At 51.4% G+C, this 17,341-nt stretch carries 22 protein-coding genes; 3 read left to right on the plus strand and 19 right to left on the minus strand.

Annotated elements, in window-relative coordinates:
* Positions 1 to 3: 3 nt before the first annotated feature.
* The 4 genes from DFO57_RS21960 to DFO57_RS21975 are packed head-to-tail and all read right to left on the minus strand — an operon-like array spanning position 4 to position 4,580.
* A complete protein-coding gene (locus tag DFO57_RS21960; protein WP_110015982.1) occupies positions 4 to 588 on the minus strand; it encodes a hypothetical protein in 585 nt (194 codons plus the stop codon).
* Positions 588 to 1,181 (minus strand): hypothetical protein, encoded by a 594-nt coding sequence (locus DFO57_RS21965; protein WP_110015984.1) that lies wholly within the window; start codon positions 1,179 to 1,181, stop codon positions 588 to 590. Before DFO57_RS21965 ends, DFO57_RS21960 begins: the two co-directional genes overlap by 1 nt.
* 14 nt (positions 1,182 to 1,195) lie before the next feature.
* Entirely contained in the window at positions 1,196 to 4,000 is a 2,805-nt protein-coding gene (locus DFO57_RS21970; RefSeq protein WP_110015986.1) for a phage tail tape measure protein, read from the minus strand.
* A gap of 58 nt (positions 4,001 to 4,058) precedes the next feature.
* Positions 4,059 to 4,580 (minus strand): zinc ribbon domain-containing protein, encoded by a 522-nt coding sequence (locus DFO57_RS21975; protein WP_110015988.1) that lies wholly within the window; start codon positions 4,578 to 4,580, stop codon positions 4,059 to 4,061.
* 525 nt (positions 4,581 to 5,105) lie between these two features.
* Here DFO57_RS21975 and DFO57_RS21985 point away from each other — a divergent pair.
* Positions 5,106 to 5,330 (plus strand): hypothetical protein, encoded by a 225-nt coding sequence (locus tag DFO57_RS21985; RefSeq protein ID WP_146206697.1) that lies wholly within the window; start codon positions 5,106 to 5,108, stop codon positions 5,328 to 5,330.
* 62 nt (positions 5,331 to 5,392) lie between these two features.
* Here the strand turns inward: DFO57_RS21985 and DFO57_RS22640 are convergent, their stop codons facing one another.
* The 10 genes from DFO57_RS22640 to DFO57_RS22030 form a co-directional block, all read right to left on the minus strand.
* Positions 5,393 to 5,551 (minus strand): hypothetical protein, encoded by a 159-nt coding sequence (locus DFO57_RS22640; RefSeq protein WP_233255893.1) that lies wholly within the window; start codon positions 5,549 to 5,551, stop codon positions 5,393 to 5,395.
* A 167-nt stretch (positions 5,552 to 5,718) separates the two neighbouring features.
* Positions 5,719 to 6,156: a hypothetical protein gene (locus tag DFO57_RS21990; protein ID WP_110015992.1), complete on the minus strand. Its 438-nt coding sequence runs from the start codon at positions 6,154 to 6,156 to the stop codon at positions 5,719 to 5,721.
* 45 nt (positions 6,157 to 6,201) lie between these two features.
* Positions 6,202 to 7,374 carry a phage tail tube protein gene (locus tag DFO57_RS21995; RefSeq protein WP_110015994.1) on the minus strand — a complete coding sequence of 391 codons (1,173 nt, stop codon included), beginning with the start codon at positions 7,372 to 7,374 and terminating at the stop codon, positions 6,202 to 6,204.
* A gap of 25 nt (positions 7,375 to 7,399) precedes the next feature.
* Positions 7,400 to 7,792 carry a phage tail terminator-like protein gene (locus DFO57_RS22000; RefSeq protein WP_110015996.1) on the minus strand — a complete coding sequence of 131 codons (393 nt, stop codon included), beginning with the start codon at positions 7,790 to 7,792 and terminating at the stop codon, positions 7,400 to 7,402.
* Positions 7,789 to 8,169 (minus strand): hypothetical protein, encoded by a 381-nt coding sequence (locus DFO57_RS22005; protein ID WP_110015998.1) that lies wholly within the window; start codon positions 8,167 to 8,169, stop codon positions 7,789 to 7,791. Before DFO57_RS22005 ends, DFO57_RS22000 begins: the two co-directional genes overlap by 4 nt.
* Positions 8,169 to 8,552: a glutamate 5-kinase gene (locus DFO57_RS22010; protein ID WP_110016022.1), complete on the minus strand. Its 384-nt coding sequence runs from the start codon at positions 8,550 to 8,552 to the stop codon at positions 8,169 to 8,171. The genes DFO57_RS22005 and DFO57_RS22010 overlap by 1 nt, the downstream gene beginning before the upstream one ends.
* Positions 8,552 to 8,941, minus strand: a complete 390-nt coding sequence (locus DFO57_RS22015; RefSeq protein ID WP_110016000.1) for a protein singed — start codon at positions 8,939 to 8,941, stop codon at positions 8,552 to 8,554. Before DFO57_RS22015 ends, DFO57_RS22010 begins: the two co-directional genes overlap by 1 nt.
* A 37-nt stretch (positions 8,942 to 8,978) precedes the next feature.
* Positions 8,979 to 9,392, minus strand: coding sequence for a hypothetical protein (locus DFO57_RS22020; protein WP_110016002.1), 414 nt, complete (start codon positions 9,390 to 9,392; stop codon positions 8,979 to 8,981).
* Between the two features lie 39 nt (positions 9,393 to 9,431).
* Positions 9,432 to 10,460, minus strand: coding sequence for a hypothetical protein (locus tag DFO57_RS22025; RefSeq protein ID WP_110016004.1), 1,029 nt, complete (start codon positions 10,458 to 10,460; stop codon positions 9,432 to 9,434).
* Between the two features lie 11 nt (positions 10,461 to 10,471).
* Positions 10,472 to 11,170, minus strand: coding sequence for a hypothetical protein (locus DFO57_RS22030; protein WP_110016006.1), 699 nt, complete (start codon positions 11,168 to 11,170; stop codon positions 10,472 to 10,474).
* Positions 11,171 to 11,240: 70 nt separating this feature from the next.
* On the opposite strand from DFO57_RS22030, the gene DFO57_RS22035 reads away from it, so the two are divergent.
* Positions 11,241 to 11,792, plus strand: a complete 552-nt coding sequence (locus DFO57_RS22035; RefSeq protein WP_110016008.1) for a hypothetical protein — start codon at positions 11,241 to 11,243, stop codon at positions 11,790 to 11,792.
* Here the strand turns inward: DFO57_RS22035 and DFO57_RS22040 are convergent.
* The 4 genes from DFO57_RS22040 to DFO57_RS22055 all read right to left on the minus strand — a co-directional run bounded on the left by DFO57_RS22040 (position 11,785) and on the right by DFO57_RS22055 (position 16,285).
* The gene (locus DFO57_RS22040; protein WP_110016010.1) at positions 11,785 to 12,819 is read right to left on the minus strand and encodes a minor capsid protein; all 1,035 of its coding nucleotides are present in this window, start codon (positions 12,817 to 12,819) and stop codon (positions 11,785 to 11,787) included. The genes DFO57_RS22035 and DFO57_RS22040 overlap by 8 nt on opposite strands.
* Before the next feature lie 2 nt (positions 12,820 to 12,821).
* Entirely contained in the window at positions 12,822 to 14,192 is a 1,371-nt protein-coding gene (locus tag DFO57_RS22045; RefSeq protein WP_199226586.1) for a DUF4055 domain-containing protein, read from the minus strand.
* 96 nt (positions 14,193 to 14,288) lie between these two features.
* Positions 14,289 to 15,773, minus strand: a complete 1,485-nt coding sequence (locus tag DFO57_RS22050) for a terminase (RefSeq protein ID WP_110016014.1) — start codon at positions 15,771 to 15,773, stop codon at positions 14,289 to 14,291.
* Between the two features lie 2 nt (positions 15,774 to 15,775).
* Complete coding sequence (locus tag DFO57_RS22055) at positions 15,776 to 16,285, minus strand: terminase small subunit (protein WP_110016016.1); 510 nt, start codon at positions 16,283 to 16,285, stop codon at positions 15,776 to 15,778.
* A 27-nt stretch (positions 16,286 to 16,312) separates the two neighbouring features.
* Between DFO57_RS22055 and DFO57_RS22060 the strand changes: the two genes are divergently transcribed.
* Positions 16,313 to 16,633 (plus strand): hypothetical protein, encoded by a 321-nt coding sequence (locus DFO57_RS22060; RefSeq protein WP_110016018.1) that lies wholly within the window; start codon positions 16,313 to 16,315, stop codon positions 16,631 to 16,633.
* A gap of 90 nt (positions 16,634 to 16,723) precedes the next feature.
* Here the strand turns inward: DFO57_RS22060 and DFO57_RS22065 are convergent, their stop codons facing one another.
* Positions 16,724 to 16,972 carry a hypothetical protein gene (locus DFO57_RS22065; RefSeq protein WP_110016020.1) on the minus strand — a complete coding sequence of 83 codons (249 nt, stop codon included), beginning with the start codon at positions 16,970 to 16,972 and terminating at the stop codon, positions 16,724 to 16,726.
* Positions 16,973 to 17,341 lie beyond the last annotated feature (369 nt).

Consider the following 17,341-nt stretch of genomic DNA (forward strand, 5'->3'; position numbering starts at 1 on the left):
ACCTCATGAATAGGTAAAGCCCGGGGCATCCTTTTTGCTGCCCCAGAAAATCGAGCGGTCTGCCATTTGCGCCACGTAACGAAAGATACGGTCATCCGACTGAGCCGCCCTGTGTGATTCATCCGTATAGCGGTCCGGGAAAGGTCGCTGCCAGTCATCGAAAATATTGCTCACGGTATACTGCAGCGCATTCGTCTCGCCTGCTGTGGCACCTGTACTGGATACCCGCCCCTGGAATATGAGGTCTGCAACCTGTGGCTTACCGTTATCGTCGATAGCGACAAGGAAGATTTCGGCAGTTCGCCCTACACACCTTTCATTCAGCGTTTTGGCAAAGAGCGACATATCCAGACCGGAGAGCGTCATTTTCAACTGCGTGGGGCTCGTCGTGTTAGTCTCGCTCACATCATCGACAGATCCCATGCGTCCCATACCGTAATAGACAAATCCGTTTATCACGATGGTCCCTGTGCCGGAATGCACATAGGCGGTTCCTGACTCAAACTGGATGTTTGCGGCCACGACCACCGTCACGCGATCTCTTGAAAGCCAGTCAACCATTGAGTCAGAAAAGGGTGAATACATCATCAGAATGCCTCCTCAAACTCGATAGTCGTCGAAGATATCAGGCCGGGTGCGCGACGGATTTGTCCCTGAGAGTTATCCTTTAGCTTGAATATACCCCAGGGATTTTGCACTTCCAGCGGAGCGTTAGCGGCAGGTGATGAACGTAGCATAGGCGCAAACTGAATAACCGCGACGCCAGATGCGTTGCTGGTCACATCAGCGGTGACTTTCTTCAGTTCGGAGTTAACCGTAAAGTAGTCACCAGCTCTCAGAACCAGCGTGTTTGCTGACCATCCCTTTGTTGCCAGTGCTACTCCGGTCTGATCAGCATCAGAAACAACCGGATTTCCGGCCGGGGCCTTACCGTCACGACCCCAGTCTCGAATCCTCACCCGCCCGTACTCACCATCCAGTGCAGCAATTACAGCCTCAATCTTTCTGGCCTGGTCCTCTTCAAGCACAGAATACTCAACGGTACAGGCCCAGCGGGAGCCGGGAAAGCGTACCGTCTGAGATGCACCATTGAAGGGGGAGCGGAATGTTTTGGTGTTTGATTCGAGGTGCCAGCTAAGTGAGGAAGGATTTGGACCGGGCCATTCCAGTACATCTGCCATTGTTTACTCCTGTGTTATACACCCAGCAGGCGGCGACCCTGCCCCCGGTTCTGGAAGTCCTGCAACATATCCTGCCTTGCCTGTTTTGCCCCGTCCGTGGCACCTTTGCGGGCAGCCTCTTCCATAGCGCGCTCCAGTGCCGCATCTCCACTGCCGCTGACCTGAATCGTCTGGTGGATGATGACATCACCTGACCTTGCGCTACCTGACTGACCACCATCCACCATCCTGACACCGAGTGAACCATCCGGGCCTCGCTTCAGTGGCATTATTGCCTCTGGTCCAGCCTCGCCAAACACGCCCGCACCCTTCGCAAATGCAAAGAATTTCGGCGAATCGTATACGCCGCCACTGTAGGCGCTGAGTGATGGTGAGTCGTAAACACCACCTTTGGCATTAGGACGGAAAGAAGGCACGGCAAATGACTGACCGGCTGACGCCCCTTTGCTGAACAGGCCACCAAATCCACCGGCAAAGCTGTCACCAATCCCTACCAGCGACTGACGGATAGCTATACGGGCTATATCAGCAAGAACAGAGTTGGCGAAGTCAGAGAATGAAGCCTTACCGGTTGTCACAAACTTGACCAGCGCATCTTCCATTCCGCTGATGGCGTTGCTGAACAGTTGCTGAGACATTGCAGATACGTTCGCAGCGCTGTCCTGATATTCCTGCCATGCACGCTTAGCGCCGGCAGTAAAGTTGCCACGCAGGTCATTCATGCGCTGCATATGAGCATCGTAGTTGCTTAACTCAGTTTGCAGGGCTTGCTGCTGTAGCTGGATTTCCTGGTCGATTTCCTCACGGGCAATATCACTCGTCGCCTGAGCCCTGCTCTGGCGAAGCTGTGTGATTTTGTCGTTGTAGGATTGCTCAAGAGAAAGGCGCTGCGTGTACTGCTGCTGTTCGTTCTGGCTCAGACCGCCGCCGGCGAATAGCTCGTCCGTAGCGTACTGATTCTGCCGGTTGGTGATTGTGCGCGTGATATCGGCACGAGCTTTATCAAGTGCAAGCAGCTTCTCGCGCGTTTCAATCTGGCGCTCAAGCACCGCATTCTGCTGCAGCTGAGAGGTGATGAGGTCTGCACTGGTAAGCAGTGATTTCTGGTCAGCGGTAAGCGTCTGCTTGCTCTTGATATCTGCAAGTTGCTGCTCCCACTTAATCAGCGCCTGTTGTTGAGCACCAATCTTCTCGCCGGTATCAGCCTGGCTCATTAGCACCTGCTGCTGCTGGCGCAACTGGTCAAGCATTCGAGAGCCGGAGTCTTCTGTATAGGATTTCCCTTTGGGCTGTTGCGGGTCCTTATACATATCGTTGATGCGTGAGACTCGGCGAGAGTATTCCTCTGCTGTTATTGCACCAGCTTTGAGGAAGCTATTCTCTTTATCAATTGCCTTGGCTCGCCGCTCCGAGTTACTCATTAACTGCTGCCCAGAGCGATCAGCTTCTTGCTGCGTCTTAAGCAGCTTCTGCTCAGCTAAATCATGGCTTGAAATGATGCCGGTCAATGTGCTTTCAGTAGAAACCTGCGCCTGAAGCTCGTCACGCTGGCGGATCATATCTTGCAGGTTTGTTCCATTGCTGTTTGCAACTAACCTGTTCCATATGCCGCCCTCGGCCTGCCTTTTTTGTGCGTCAGCTATATTTTCGTTCAGCGTGGCAAGCTTATCCTGAATAGTTTGCTCTCGACCTACACCGAGCATTGCGTCCCAGGCTTTGCTTGCAGAACCGGTAAGGGAGTTCCACGCTGTTTCCAGGCTACCCAAGCTCGCCTTGATGTCATCAGACCTCTTTTGCATGGCTGATGAGTAGGCTTCACTGGCGACCCGCGCAGCATCTTGCTGGTTGCCTTCTTCTTGTAAGGCCTTAACCTGATTGTAGGTGGACAGCGTCAGAAAATGATACTTATCGTTCAGGCTGGAAATTGCAGCAACTGGATCTGCTGCTATTTTATTGAAGTCGCCAACTAATTCGTCTGTGGCAATGCCGGTAGCTTTGCTGGTCTGAACAATAGCTGCAGTCACTCGTTCAAGCTCTCCGCTAGCTACCTTGCCAGCGGATATTAGCTGATTAAGGACGCTTGCGGCAGCGCCTGTTGTGGCGCCTGTGACGGCAGATACTCTGGAGGCCATGCTTCCGAGTTGGCCGGATGTTTGTCCCACCAAGTTACCAGTGAGAATAAGAGATTTATTGAATTCATCCTGCTCCTCACTCCCTTGATGGTAAGCCAATCCAAGTAAGCCAACCGCACCTGCCGCAAGCGTGAAGGGGTTAATAAGTCTGGCTACATAAGTTCCTACAGCTTTTGTTGCCGGGCCAATTCCGCCAAACATGTCTTTGAGCTGTCCGCCCTGCTGGAGTAAGACCATAAAAGGACTTTGACCGCCTGCCAGGCTAACAGCTATATCGGTCATTTGGGCCGGAATCATGCGCATTTGATAGGCTGCTTGCTTGGATGAAATCCCAGCCTTGCCCGCAGTGTCGGCAAACCCAGTTAACCGACCTCGCGCATCCTCAATTTTTTTTGAGTATTCGCTAAATGTGTCAGTGTCGATAAATCCTTTAGCCTGAAACTTAGCCAGCTGTCGCTGCTGATCGTCTAAACGGTTCAATGCGGCGTTTACCGGGTCAATCCTGTCGAGGAGGTCGGAAAGTGATTTGGCTTCCTGCTCAGTTGCCTTAGCTGTCTTTCCAGCTGTGTCAGCCGCTTTTTGCCCGGCCTGCGTCATCTTTGTCAGTGCGCCAGCTAGGCCTTCTGCATTGCGTTGTGCACCTGTACTGTCGATGACTATTGCAAGTCGTGATTGTTGTTCGGCCATGTTTTCTCCGGGCATAAAAAAACCCCGCCGGAGCGAGGTTTATAGGTTTGCATTGCTTTTATAGTTGGGATGAATAGTAATTGCGAAACTCTTGCCGAACCGCACTGGGAAGTTGGTTCACCAACTCATCTACACTCCCTTCGTACTTTTCTTTGAGATTGCTTGGGTGCATATTGGGGCTTGCTTTTTTCATGCGAGAAATCATTTCATCAACTGAGGACCTGTTAAGCGAAAAGTCATCATTTCCACGGATGAAAAAGGCATCAAAGGACATATCTGTAGGCTTAAAGCTTGCCGACTGCTGGTCGTTGAGCGCAGATTTAACATCGCTCCCGCAGTGCTTGCACTTTACAGCTTCCGGTTTGATTGCCTCTGCACAATAAGGGCACTTAACCAGCCCCTCATTGAGCTGAGATTGCTCAATGGCTTTGTAGTCTTTACCAATGCACAAAGAATGAATGAGGGCGACAATGAAAAGAAGCGCCCCGTAAAGCCACCATTCAAAGAAATTACGACCTTTTCCTTTTGCGATCGATGCAGGTATACATCCAAGAATCGCACAAATCACCAACAGTTCCATTTAATTACCCCATGAGGTTTCATAGGAGTAATCCTAAAGGGAAATTGATGCAATGGGAAGCAAGAAACCCGCCGTAGCGGGTTTTAAGGAGGCTTTAGGTTAGCGGAGTCGAACCGCAGGCAGCATTGACTACAAAGCACATCATGGCGGCAGTTGCAGCGTCAAAAAATGATAATACCCATACGTAAGTGTTTTTATTCATAAGCTTCTCCTTTTCCTCAGGACTAACAGTGGCTAGATAGTTTTTGATAACAAAAAAAACAAACATAACCATGAGGACGAGTAGCCAAAAAAGCTGCGCATTAAGATTACCAACTAACCCTAGCATCGCTAGCCTAAAGCGGAGTAAACCATACCTTACTAACGGGCGTTAAACAAGTTTAAACGCCATAAAACATAAGCACTGATCATCTATCAGGATTTCACCAATTTACCTTAGAGGATATGTTGAGCACTCAGCCCATCCATGCTTGGGGCATGAGCGCACACAGCATTTCATACCAATCGATTACCTCTGAGGAATATATGCATAAAATTCAAACAAATGCAGATGATGAAGGCAGGATTGTGGCTCTTCAAGTTGGTTTTGCCGCACTGGTTGATTTGTGGGGGAGAGACAATCCTGAAATGAAATCCAAGCTCATAGCTTATTTAGAGTCTACAGGGATGGATCCCGAAAACAAAAAGTCCTCTTCCTCATTCCATGAGCTGATTGAAGTTATTCGAGGACTGGAAGATATGCGCGGATAGTTCCATCGGGGTTATACAAAATAACCCCATCTTTACTTTCATCGTCCATATTTCTCTCCGGTTCAATGAGCCTTTTCCTGCTTTCTCTCCCACTCATCACGATCTGCGTCATCCAGTGCGAAAATAGCAGCATCGAACTCATTGCGATCTATAAGCAGCGGCTCGTGACTGAGGTAAGAGTTGATGTCTTCTAATGAAAGCGGTAAAGGTGCTGCAGCCATACCGGCATAACGCCTGCTGCGGCTGATTACTGCGTAAGCGTTCAGTATCTCAGTGCAAACTCCGTCGATTTCTAGTTCAGGAATCGGTGGCAGACCCAGTCGCTCCCGGGTCCACCTGGCTTTTTCACCCTTTTCGCCGCCATAAGTGCTGAGCCAGCTCTGAGCCGCTAGGACTTTCCCACGGTTTCGTTCTTCTGCTCTTCCTTGCCTGCAGCGATGTCTGAAGCCGTTTCGAGGACAGCCCAGTAAAGCTCGGGATGCTGAAGCAGCAGCGCCTTACCCTTCTCTGCAGAATACTCAACTGCCGCCTCTTTGCCGCCTTCATCAGCTTCTCCCACGCCCTCCCAGTCAATCAGAAGATGCTTGGCGACCGAGTCAATCAGGAGATCATCGGAGATTTCAGTGACGTCAATCTCTGCTGGATTGAAGTCTGGCGTGCCGACCTTAAATCGGGCATCCAGCTTGTCGATGTGCCGGCGCACGATTGCGTTATGCGATCGGAATGCCGGATTGCTGATTGAGCCGACCTTCAGCTTCAGGCCTTCCATTGGTGTAATCCAGCGCTCTGAATTGACATCCAGCTTGGGTGTTTTGAGGATAAGCATGATTATCTCTGTGATAAGCCCGCCGCACCGGGCGGGCCAAAAGTGTTAAGAGGCGGTGACGGTAATCGCAGTGGTAGCCGTGTAGCTACGCACTTTAGCGGTGATGGTTGCTGAACCTTCCTTCACACGCGTAACCTGCGCCGTTTTCTGTCCGGTTGATGCAACGGTTGCCACTGAAGGGTCTGAGGATTCCCATGCAACGGTGTCCGTTGAGCCCGCAGGCGTCAGCGTAGCGGTGAGAGTCACATTAGAACCGACGGCGCCGGTAGAAGTGGCCGGAGCTACACTCAGCGATGTTGCTGCCACTACAGCCGAACGCGTAATGGTTGGTGGGGTATCGGCAGCAGTGATATTCAGCTGAACCTGCACGATGTCAGTGTTGCCACCGTCAGGCCAGTCTCCATCAACCTGTACGGCCGGGAAGTCAAACACGTACTTGCCTTCGTCATTCTCCAGCGTGAAGCCGAACTGCATGGTTTCGCCTGACAGCGTTTTCTTCCAGGCATTGTAAGCCTCTTTTGACCATGACAGCGTGATGCTGCCGGACGGCGTGAACGTGGTCGGGATGTTAGCACCGGCGAACGGGTTGCCACTACCGATACAGCGCTGCGTCTGCAGGTTGTTGTCGAACTGGATATTAAACGTGTCGACACAGAATCCATCTCCGCCGGTCACGCCATTCAGCGAGATAGCAGTAACCTGCTTGAAGGTATAGCGAAGGTCTCCGGCACCATCAACCGGACTGGAGAAGTAACTGGTGTCATCGGCTTTTGTGTCGAAGCCAAGGCCAGCAAAGGTAACAGTGGCTGTGATATCGCCGTCATTAGGAATCGACAACTGGAACGTACCCACCTGACAGCCGCGGGCAATGGACGCTACACCAATGTCTTCAGCATAGGATGCTACAGAGAATGCGATGCGGTCGTTGCCCATGTTGAGCACATTATTGTCCCATTCCGAACCGAAGCAGGACGCGAGGAAATCGTCATGCTGGCCCCAGCGGAACTTAGCGCCCACATCGCCGCCTACATCTACCGTACCGGTAGAGCGGCCTTGCGCCATGCGTGACCCGCCGATTTCGTCATTGTCGATCATGTTCTGCGACGGACCCACACCGAAGCTGCTGCGCTTCAGCAGATTCCATGTGCCTGTCGCAGGCGTGGTGCCGGGCGTGGTTTCGCGAATATACGCGGTAACGACCTTAGCGCCTGAGCTCATAATTAATTCTCCATGGTTATGCGCCTCATACGGCGCGATAAGGTATTTGAATGTTCATCTGCGCCCAGCCGTCCGCTTCACCAGCATCAACAGCGCTTACCGCGAAGTAGTCCAGCCTGCCATCCGTTTCGAACTCAAACAGCTCGCGCAGCTTGTCGGCCGTCTGCGTTATCAGCAGCGAACCAGAACCGGCAGGTACAAATATCTGAATGACAGCAATGCCTGTACGCTGAACAACGGGACCAGCGCCGATTTCGTTTGCTGCTGCCATGTCGGGAATATTGGTCAGCCGCGCCCAGATTGATTTACCTGAAGGGTCGTAAGTTGGTCCGTTCGGATAGCTGACATCTTCTGAGGCAATAGCCGTCTGCGCCGTCATCCGGGAGATGATGGCGTTCCTGATTTCAGTGAGCGTCATTTGTAGGCCTGAGTTACACCGTGGAATGAGACGCCATAGACCCCGGCTGGAGCCTGCTCTGAATGCCCGTTTTCAAGAGCTTCAGCGTATGGCAGGTTGTTCTGGATATAGATGACTGAGTAAGGCTTTCCGTTAGCGATAACAGCACTGCCGCGCTGTATTGCTGCGCTGCCCGTCTTGTCTGGCTCGGATGGTTGACTGTAATCAGCAGAACCAATACTTACGATGTTGCCATTACGGAAATAGCCATCCTTAACTGGCGAGCGGTAAACTATCTCCGTAAGCAATGCCATCGAAATAATGCGAAGCTTCTTTCCGACCTTTTCCTCTACCAGTCCTGCGAACAGTGAAGGGTCGTTATCCCATCCCTTTGCCATTACTTCCTCCTTAGTTGCATCCGGTAGGTTGCAGCGGCAGGGTCTGGTGATAGGGTTACGATGCGATAGGTTTGCTGCAGACCGGTAACCAGGTCGGGCGCGGTAATGGTGTGACTCTCGCCGGGCTTATCTGTGACCTCATTAGCCAGCGCAGTAAGGCGCAGGTCTCCATGCAGGATGTTCACGCCATCGATACGGCTCAGTTCATACCGTGAAAGCACGCCTCGGCCGGAATAGCTTCGGGTTATCTCGCCGCCTGTCTCCGTTACCGGATCCCACCCAGCCTGGACTTTATAGCTGCCAGTGAAATCATGCACCGCATCAGCCAGGTCGGTGTCAAAAGCCTCAGCAATTGCAGCCTGTAGCTCTTCTCGAATTCCCATCATCGATACACCCTGAAAGCGAGAGGATTACTGCGCCATGGCTTGAGCAACGCGAGAGCCAACTGGACGTCTTCAGGCAGCGAAGAATTGCCAAGCGACTGTGATGATGCGTAGCTCTTCGTTACCCTTATGCCGTCAGCATCAACCGTTTTGCTCGTCAGCGCGCCTGATTCAGTCTGCTGCTTGTACAGAACGCCAGCAGCAGATGCAGAGGCCAGAAACGCGCCCGCCTGCTTGACATCATCAGGAGTGACATCTGGTAATCCCTGCATGTTTAGCGCGGTCAGGTAGGCATTAGCCTGAAGCACCGCACGCGCTTTCTTATCTGCTGTCGTCCAGTCAGCACCCAGCAACTCATCCACGTCAGCGACGGTAATGTACGTTGTCATGTTCACTCCGTGCTAAATGGGGCCGAAGCCCCGTCGGTTACTCTTGCGGCTGCTGTGCGGCTTTAAGCTTCTCAAGCAGAGCTTCACGCGATGCATTGCCTTTGTACTCAACGCCAAGTTCATCAAGCTTTGTCTTGATATCAGTGGCGCTGAGGCTGTCGAGCGGGTCCGAGCTGTTATTGCCGCCCTCTGAAAGCTTTGCGTTAGCCGCGTCCAGTTGCTGCTGTAGCTCGTCATTGCGCGCCTGAAGTGCAACCATGTCGGCAGCAGTGGGTTGGACGCCAGACCCATTTCCGTGAGCACCTTCGTCATCAACAGGCGCGCGGGCATGATCAACACCACCTGTTTCACCCACGGTCTGCGGACCAACAGTGATTTGGCCGTCTTTCTCAGCAAAACCCCAACGAGCCTTCTGCTCTGGGTCGATTACATTGTCTTTTACGATGGTCATCACGAACTCCTGTAAAGCCCCGAGTTGGGGCTTATTTGATTAAGCTGAAACTTTAGAGGTCACAAACGCCAGTGGGATTTGCTTACGGCTAAACTTGCGGTCCCAGTTAGTTGCCAGAGCCAGGTCAGCCCAATTAGCAGAAACAGGACGAGAAGTGCCGGGCGTGCCAGTGATGGTGGTGCTGTTGAAGGAGTAACCGAGGGGATGCAGCACGAAGTTACGACGCGTCCACAACGTTTCTGCACCACCACCGTTACCACGGGCAGGCTCACGATCATATTCCATATCATCTTCGTCCTGCTCTTCGGCATAACCGATAGCTCCTGGGCCAAAGATAACAGAGAGATACTTCGCATCAGCACCGGTGCCGATTACAGGCAGGCCATCGTCGAGTACAACGATCATTTGCTGATATCGGCCAAACTCTGGCACCTGATCTGCGATTGGCGTGAAATCAATCAGGTTCAGGATTTGCAGCTCAGTGTAAACAGCGGAATGCATTGCAATTACGCTCAGCGCCTTGGTGCCGTTCGGTGTAATGATTTGGGGAGTGTAGTCACCCATTGTTGCGCGGGCGCGGATGATTGCTGCTGCAGTGATTGGGCCGCCTGCATCAACAACCATATCACCGGTTGCGGCAACGTTGTCGTTGTACAGACCTACGACTGTCGCGATAGCTCGACGCTGAGCCACACGCTGCCAGTAACTTGTCAGGCGGCTTGCAACAAACTCCAGCGGATCCTGATTGGTGATGTTCTTCACTAGGTTCATGGCGTTCCAGCCTTCGTTCAGGTATGCGGCGCGGGCCTGCATGCTTGAAGAGGTTACTGACAGTGGCACAGCAATGTCGGTGTAGACGTCATTCGAGTAGTTGCTCTCAATCGACGCATCCAGGTCAACCCACCATGGAATAGTGAAGGTGTTGGATGGTGACGCCAGCAGTGAAGACATATCACTGTTATTTACCAGAATACCTGACTGGAAAAATGCTGTCTTTTCAGCGGTATTAACCTGCATGTAGTCGCGCAGTTCGTCGCGGAAAACTACGTCAGAAAGAATGGTTGGCATTGCTTAAATCCTTATTTGGATGCCTCATGCGCTGCTTTTAGTCGCGCATGTTCGGCGGGGTTGTTTCGGCGAAGCTCTACGCGCTCCATGCCGGATAATTGCTCCCATGTTTTGGTAACCCGGTCACCACTCTTAGGCGCGGCCCCGCCGCCACCTGCCTGACTTCCGCGCACGAGGGATGCGTAACGCGGAGAGGTTTCGAACTCTTTCTGCAGGTCAGCGAGGGTGCTGACCGTGAGATTGCCTGACTCATCAGTGATGCGTACCAGCCCTTCTGCCACCTTCAGGCGGCGCGCAATGAACTCGGTAAGGATTTCGGCGTTAGAGCCATCTGCAATGGCCGTTGCGACGCGAGTAGCCGCAAGGTTGATGTCTCGCTGTTCAATGGAGCGGCGAAGCTCTGTGAGGCTGCTGCGCTCGCGCTCAAGCTCTGCTTGGGAGCTTTGGAAAAGCTGCTGATAATTGCCTTCCGCTGCCAGACGCTCTTCTTCTTTGCGACGAGCATCTTCTTCTGCTGCACGGCGACGCTCCTGCTCGGCTTTTTTCTCTGCCAGAAGCTCGTCACGCTGGCGTTTAAGGCCGCTGACGTCTTGCTGGGGGATGCCGTCTACCTGTAACAGATAGACCTCGCCCTGCTGCACATACAGCGCCTGTTTGGCTTCTTCGAGCTGAGCGAATTCCTCAGCGGTAAGCTGATATTTCAGAGTCATACATTCTCCTGAATGGATGTGTGCTGGCCCGGCCAGCAAATTAGAAGTAATTTATAGGTAAAGGTGATTAATGGGGGGTAAAAAAATCGTGTCATCAGGCCAATTAAGCAACGGACTTCTTACTCTTGCCGGAACTATTTTAGGCGCCGCCATAGCGGCACTCAGTGGTATTGGAGCAGCACAAATAACTAGTAAACAGGCCGCTGAAGCAGCAGATAAAGCTAACTTAATCCACTCACGTTCATCTTGTCTTCAATCGGCATCATTACAAGAGCAAAATCTTCGGTCCCACGCCTCAGTATTTTTGGGAAGCATTGGTGCCTTTCGCAATACGCTCTCACATCCTCAATTATATAAAAAAGAGGATTTCACAAAAAATATGGATTTGATAGTTGTGAACGGAATGGAAACAAGCGCTTTCACAAGCACGGCATTATCAGATTTGACTATCAGGTTGTCTGATAGCGCCCGAAAATTAACGGAAATGACCTCCAATACCTCTAATGAGGAATTAACGATTAATGCACTGCTGTATAATCAACTTACTGAAGCATGGTTAAAACAATATCGACTTGATTTGGATCAAATAAGTAAAGAGCGTAGTCAATGTGAGCTTAAATAAAGGCATGTGGCTCAAGCTCTTGTAACTGTTTGAGCGTATACTGCTGACCTGACTCGCTATCAACAAATCGCTCAATGCTCAGATCACCCTTACTGAATAGCTTGTAGCGTGCCGGACCGAGCACCTCTTTTTGAAATGATTCAGGCTGTCGTGCAAGCCATTCACCGTAACTGGTGTTGCTACTGACCTGCTCAACGCCGTCCTGCCCTTTTGACGGGCGCGTGCTACCGGGAATCTCTCGCTGATACTCTGGCTTGAGAACCGGCACGATTGAAGATCGGCATCCCCAATGAGCAGGAGGCTTTGGCCCATCCAGTGGATATACCTTCCTGTCACGAGCGCGGCATACCGGCGTTGTTCTGCTGTCGAGCGTTGCTATCCAGCGATGGCCCTCAAGTATGTCGTCATTCTGCTTCAGCGTTTCCGCTCGTGCAGACGAGGCAACGTGGTTAGTCATCGTCCTGACCAGTGAGCCGATCTGCTCCTCATGAGACACGCCCAGTGAGGTAAGGCGCCTGAAGATTTGCTTCTGCGTCTCACCGAGAGATGAGCCGATAGCGATTTCGCTGAGGATATCAGCCGTTTTCTTGCTGCCGAACTGCGCCAGCGCGCCGGTGATGTCGATAACCTGCCTGCCCTTGCCTACTGCAAGCTCCAGCGGGTCAGCCAGTACAGCAGCAGCAATCATTTCTGCCGATGGCTCAGCGAGGCGTACAGAGGCTTTGACGATTTGACCGAGCAGCTTGCTGTTAAAGGTGAATTCATATTGCGCAAACTCACCCAGGTCGAGCTTCTGCTGCTGTGAAAGCTCTCCGTAGATAGCGTTCAGGTCACTCCTGAGCGCTTCTATTTGCCGGTTGTATCGAGCAGTCGCATACTGGCTAAGCCCTTCGTTAACGGCCTCTTTAGCGCGCCTGATGGCCTTGCGGACGAGCTTAGCCGCCTTGCCAGCCAGACCTGAACCAAATCGCTGTACATAAACCTGATGGCGCGTGGCGGCGTCTGTGGTGTAACCGTCTGCGCTCATGGTTATTCCTCAGTGACTGAAACGGTCTCAGTAGTAACGGCATCGCCTTCAATTGCAGGCTCTTCAGCACGTTCTGCGTCAATGTCATCATCGTTGCGGTCAGCATCAATAATTGCCGCCTGGCGAAGGTTGGTGCGAAGGTCTGATTTAGCAATGAAGCCCTGCTGCCAGAGCTGGATTTGCGCGAGAATCATCTGCGCATCCATCGTCTCGTCAAAGAACTCCTGATTCAGCCAGAACACAGTATTGGTCATGTCAGCTTTGCCACTCATATACAACTGGGCGTCCAGAATGGCCCGTTTGAGAGCTTCACTGACGTTACCGGCAATCGTACCCAGCACACTGTTATCGCTGCTGTAACGGATGCGGGCTGCTTCTGCTGTCTCGTTCTGCCCTGACTGCTGCACAATGCGCGCACCAATCATCAGCATCTGGTTCTCTTTCTCCTGCATAAGCTTCAGAGCTAACTGACTTTCACTTGCCTGCAGCATGATTGCGTTGCCATCGGAGCCAAGGGAATAACCCCTTGTTGAGCCAATCTGGATTCCGCAAGGGTTCCATGACTCGAAAGATTGCTGGTCGATATTGGTCGTGAAGAAGAGTGTCGGCTGGCTACTGATGAATCCTGACTCCTCCACCGTGGCGCTGTTGCCATAGTGAAGCACGTTCACCTCAGCTAAATCTTCAAGGGGTGCCTTGTCAATGCGAGCGTCGTTGCTCTCAGCGCCAAAGAAGTAGAACGGGATGTGATCGAACCGGTTTCCATTGAAGTCAGTCGGGTATACGTCAAGCTGTGGAGATTCATACTGATCGTCTTCATGCCACATGCGGTGACGGTACACGCCGTCTTCCAGGGTCAGTGCGCGGTACTGCTTTTTGACGTCAAAGGTGAATTCATCGTTTTCAGCCTTGTTATAACACTCAGCGAAAACAACCAGTGTCAGCTTGCGCACACCATCAATCACGTCTTCTCGCCAGTTGATGATGCTCAGCGCTTCATAAAGATGAATGTGAGCAAATCGCCCTGCTGTCTGTGCGCGTGTGGGGCGGGTACCTTCCGGTGCATCACTGGTCGGGTAGTCCACGAAGAATCCACCGCGACCGGTATCGAGGTCTTCACCTACCGCCTCTTTTGAAAGCTGCTCAAGGCTGGTTCCGTCGCCGCTGGCGTTTTCGATGAGGTATTTAACCGAATCCGGCAAATCAACCTCAGCAGTTTTACGGAATACTGCGCCAACCAGCCCTTGTCTTGTGCGGCCGGTGATGTTAAGGAACATGGCGCGCTTAAGCAGTGCTTCGTAGCGCCCATTATTCTCTTCGCTGTTATTGGTTGGATCAGGCATCGGAAGGTAAAGAATGCCCTTATCCTTCACAGCCCTGCTTCCGGCCACACAGTCTTTGACAAGCTGCCATGACTTTGCGGCATCGCTGTATTCTGCTCTTGCGTGTGAAAAGTTAGCCATAGTCGCTTATCGTCTGAAGGTAACAGGAGCCGCTTTGAGGACGCTGCGTTTCTTCTGCGTCACGGCGAAATAACGGAAGCTGTCAGCTCCGTGTGATGTGTGGTCATGTAAAGGCTTGTCTTTCCAGCACCCGCGCTTGTCGTCCCACTCTTTGCGGTAACCTTCAAGTGCGATGATGCCGTCAGCACACTTGTGCTCGTCAAAGGCACACTTAGGGAGAATTTCACGCACCTGCTCTATGCCGTCATCGACGCCAAGCTTTGGCACCACCTGAAAGGTGATCGTGTATCTCACGCCATCAATTTCGTAGCCCTCTCGGGCCAGCTCACGGCGTGATTTCGCATCGGAGCCAAACTCACGGTTGTCGATGTCATGCGGCCCCCAGTGAGCGGCGTACTCATATCCTCTACCCTTCAGCACCTTCATGTAGTGCCGGAGGCCCTCGCCTGAGTTCTCGTAGTAGTCGATGACGTGATATTCCTCGCCAACGATGCGCACAAACCAGATGGCCGTGGAGTCGCCTACGCCGATATCCCAGAACGTGTGAACCGGCAGGTGTAAGTTGTCAGGCAGCGTGCCAATACGCTTCTGCTCGTATAGCTTGCGGAACTGCTTGGCGTAGTAAGCGCCCTCAACCGACTGCTGAAATGCCTCTGCCGGTATCGATGGATACTCGCGCTTCATGTCATCGCCGAGCGTTTTCTCTTTGGCGTAATACCAGGCTCTCTGACGCTCGTTTGTCACCACACCATGCTTCGTCTCAATGTCAGCGAAATAATCGCTCAGGCGCTGCGGGATTGGCTCTACGGGGTCGATTGCATACAGGGGATTCTTCCACCATGAGAAGAAGAAAAACTTCCAGTCTAACTGTGAGAGTTGCTTGCCCTGAATGAGCGCCTTTTCTGCCGACTGGCAGTAATCGAAGAAGTAACCCGCCCGGCCCTCCGCAGTGCTTTCAATCGTCGTGAAACAATCGCCTGAAACTGCCTCAAAAGCACCGGTAACAATCTCGCGGGCCTTGTCCGGGAACTTAGCGCATATCTTGCCGAACTCGGAAACATGCAGATAACGAAGCGTGCCACCACGGAAAGACGTACTGATATAGAGTGAACCGCCCTTACTGAATACCAACTCACCCGCTGCATCGTTGCTCGCAGGGTTGGCTGCCTTAATCTCATCCGGAAGGCGGTCATAGGCATATTTGATCTTCTCGCGAAAAAGGCGCTTGGCGTCATTGAGGGTGTGAGCTATCAGAGCGCATTTGGCTGCTTCGAACAAAGCGGCGTCGAGCTGGATGATGCAGACTTCGGTCGTGAAACCTAGCTGGCGAGCTTTCAGGATGATGTTGCGTGTATGCATGCCTTCGAAGTATTCGAGCTGCTCAGGCGTCATTTTAAAACGTACCGGCTTACCTTCTTTGTCAGTGATCCAGTAGAGGTGATTCAGGCGCCAGAGTTTGTCTCGCAGAAGCTTAAGGTGTTCTGGCTTCATGCTCACCCCTTAGCGAGATCGTCCATCAGGTCGGAAAGCGTGCCTACCACATCATGTTCTGTTTTAACTTGCTCACGGAATGCCTGTACCGTTACGTGCTTACCAAGTAATTCAAGATTCTTAACCTTATCTGGCCATTTTATTTTTTTCAGTAGGCCAGCAGCATCACCAGCAATTTCAGTGACATCAATTCCTGACAGGCTGGTACGCCAGACTTTGGGCCAGTCCATTACCGGCTTTAGTTCTCCATTGGCAAGTAGGATGTCCATAACATCCATTTCATCTATCTCAACTAAGCGACGTAACACATAAGCAGCATCAATATTAACTTGCTCGTTGCGTTGTGATTTCAGATCGGCGATTCTGCTCTGGACGTCAGGTTTTGTGAGGTTTTCATGCCCTGATGCACGGGCGGTCTTTTCGCTATACCCCGCCCGAATTGCCGCTTGCGTGGCATTCAAATCGATGAGGTACTCGCGACAGAACATTTCTTGTTTGTCGGTGAGTGCCATTTATAGACCCAAAGGAGAAGTTGAGTTATGGAATTCTGGGAAAACTATCTTATCGCGCACGTAGATTGTTCTGCTGAAACGGTGATTTTTGATGCCATCAAAGAATGCCAAATAAGTGGCCTTCTTAATGGCTGGGTTCTTGAAAATGAGCCCTATCAGCACATTAATTGGTGGCTATGCAAAGGAGAAGTTAAAGTCGGATTACAGCAAACTAGGGAAAATATTGCTATGACAAGCGTGGTTCTACCTTACACCTCTGAAGAAACGCTTGAACAAGCTAACGATGTTACCCGCGAGCTATTTATGCTTTTTAACAACACAAATCATATTTTAAACAGCACACTTTGAGATAACCTAATCATCGGGCGTACTCTCAAATGCGCCCGATGATGAAAGTCATTTCACTAATTAAACTGACTGCTTACTATTTTTTACTGTTCAAAAAATTGGTTCCCTAACTCCTTTCTGGCGCGCAATCAATCGGCGTTCAGCAATACTTACCACCTGATCATGATCAAACTTTTCATGCAAATAAAGTACGTTTTCAAACTCATAGCCTACAGGCTCAAAATAGCAGTCAACATCTTGCATTTGTACTTGTTTACATAGCCAATCACCATATGAAGTATTCCCATCGAACCAAAAAATCCCATGAGTCAATAACGCATCTATAGCTTGCTGCACCATACTAAAATCCTTCCAGAAGTTTTCTACTTTACAAATTTGTAAACTACATCATGTGATTTCATTAGTGAAATAATAATTCACTTAAATAAATTGTGTCACATACCCTTTTAGCCCTGCTAAGTGCTTTTCGGAGGCTTCGATTCGCTCTATGATGGTGAAATAATTCCGCTGATCGGTGTCAACAAGTCCAGAGACTCATGATTGTTACCTTCTAAGGCTGCTTTTCACTTCCGAGATTACCTGCTGCTGCATGCGATTAAGGTCAGCACGGTGACGTTGACCAGCCCCCAGTATTAGATACAACCTTCAGTTAGTAATGTCGGTGGGTTTTTCTTCATGTTTCCCGTTTCGCCAGCCTGCTGCAAATTC

The organism is Pantoea sp. AG702, from assembly GCF_003182295.1.
Classification (GTDB): Bacteria; Pseudomonadota; Gammaproteobacteria; order Enterobacterales; family Enterobacteriaceae; genus Pantoea; species Pantoea ananatis.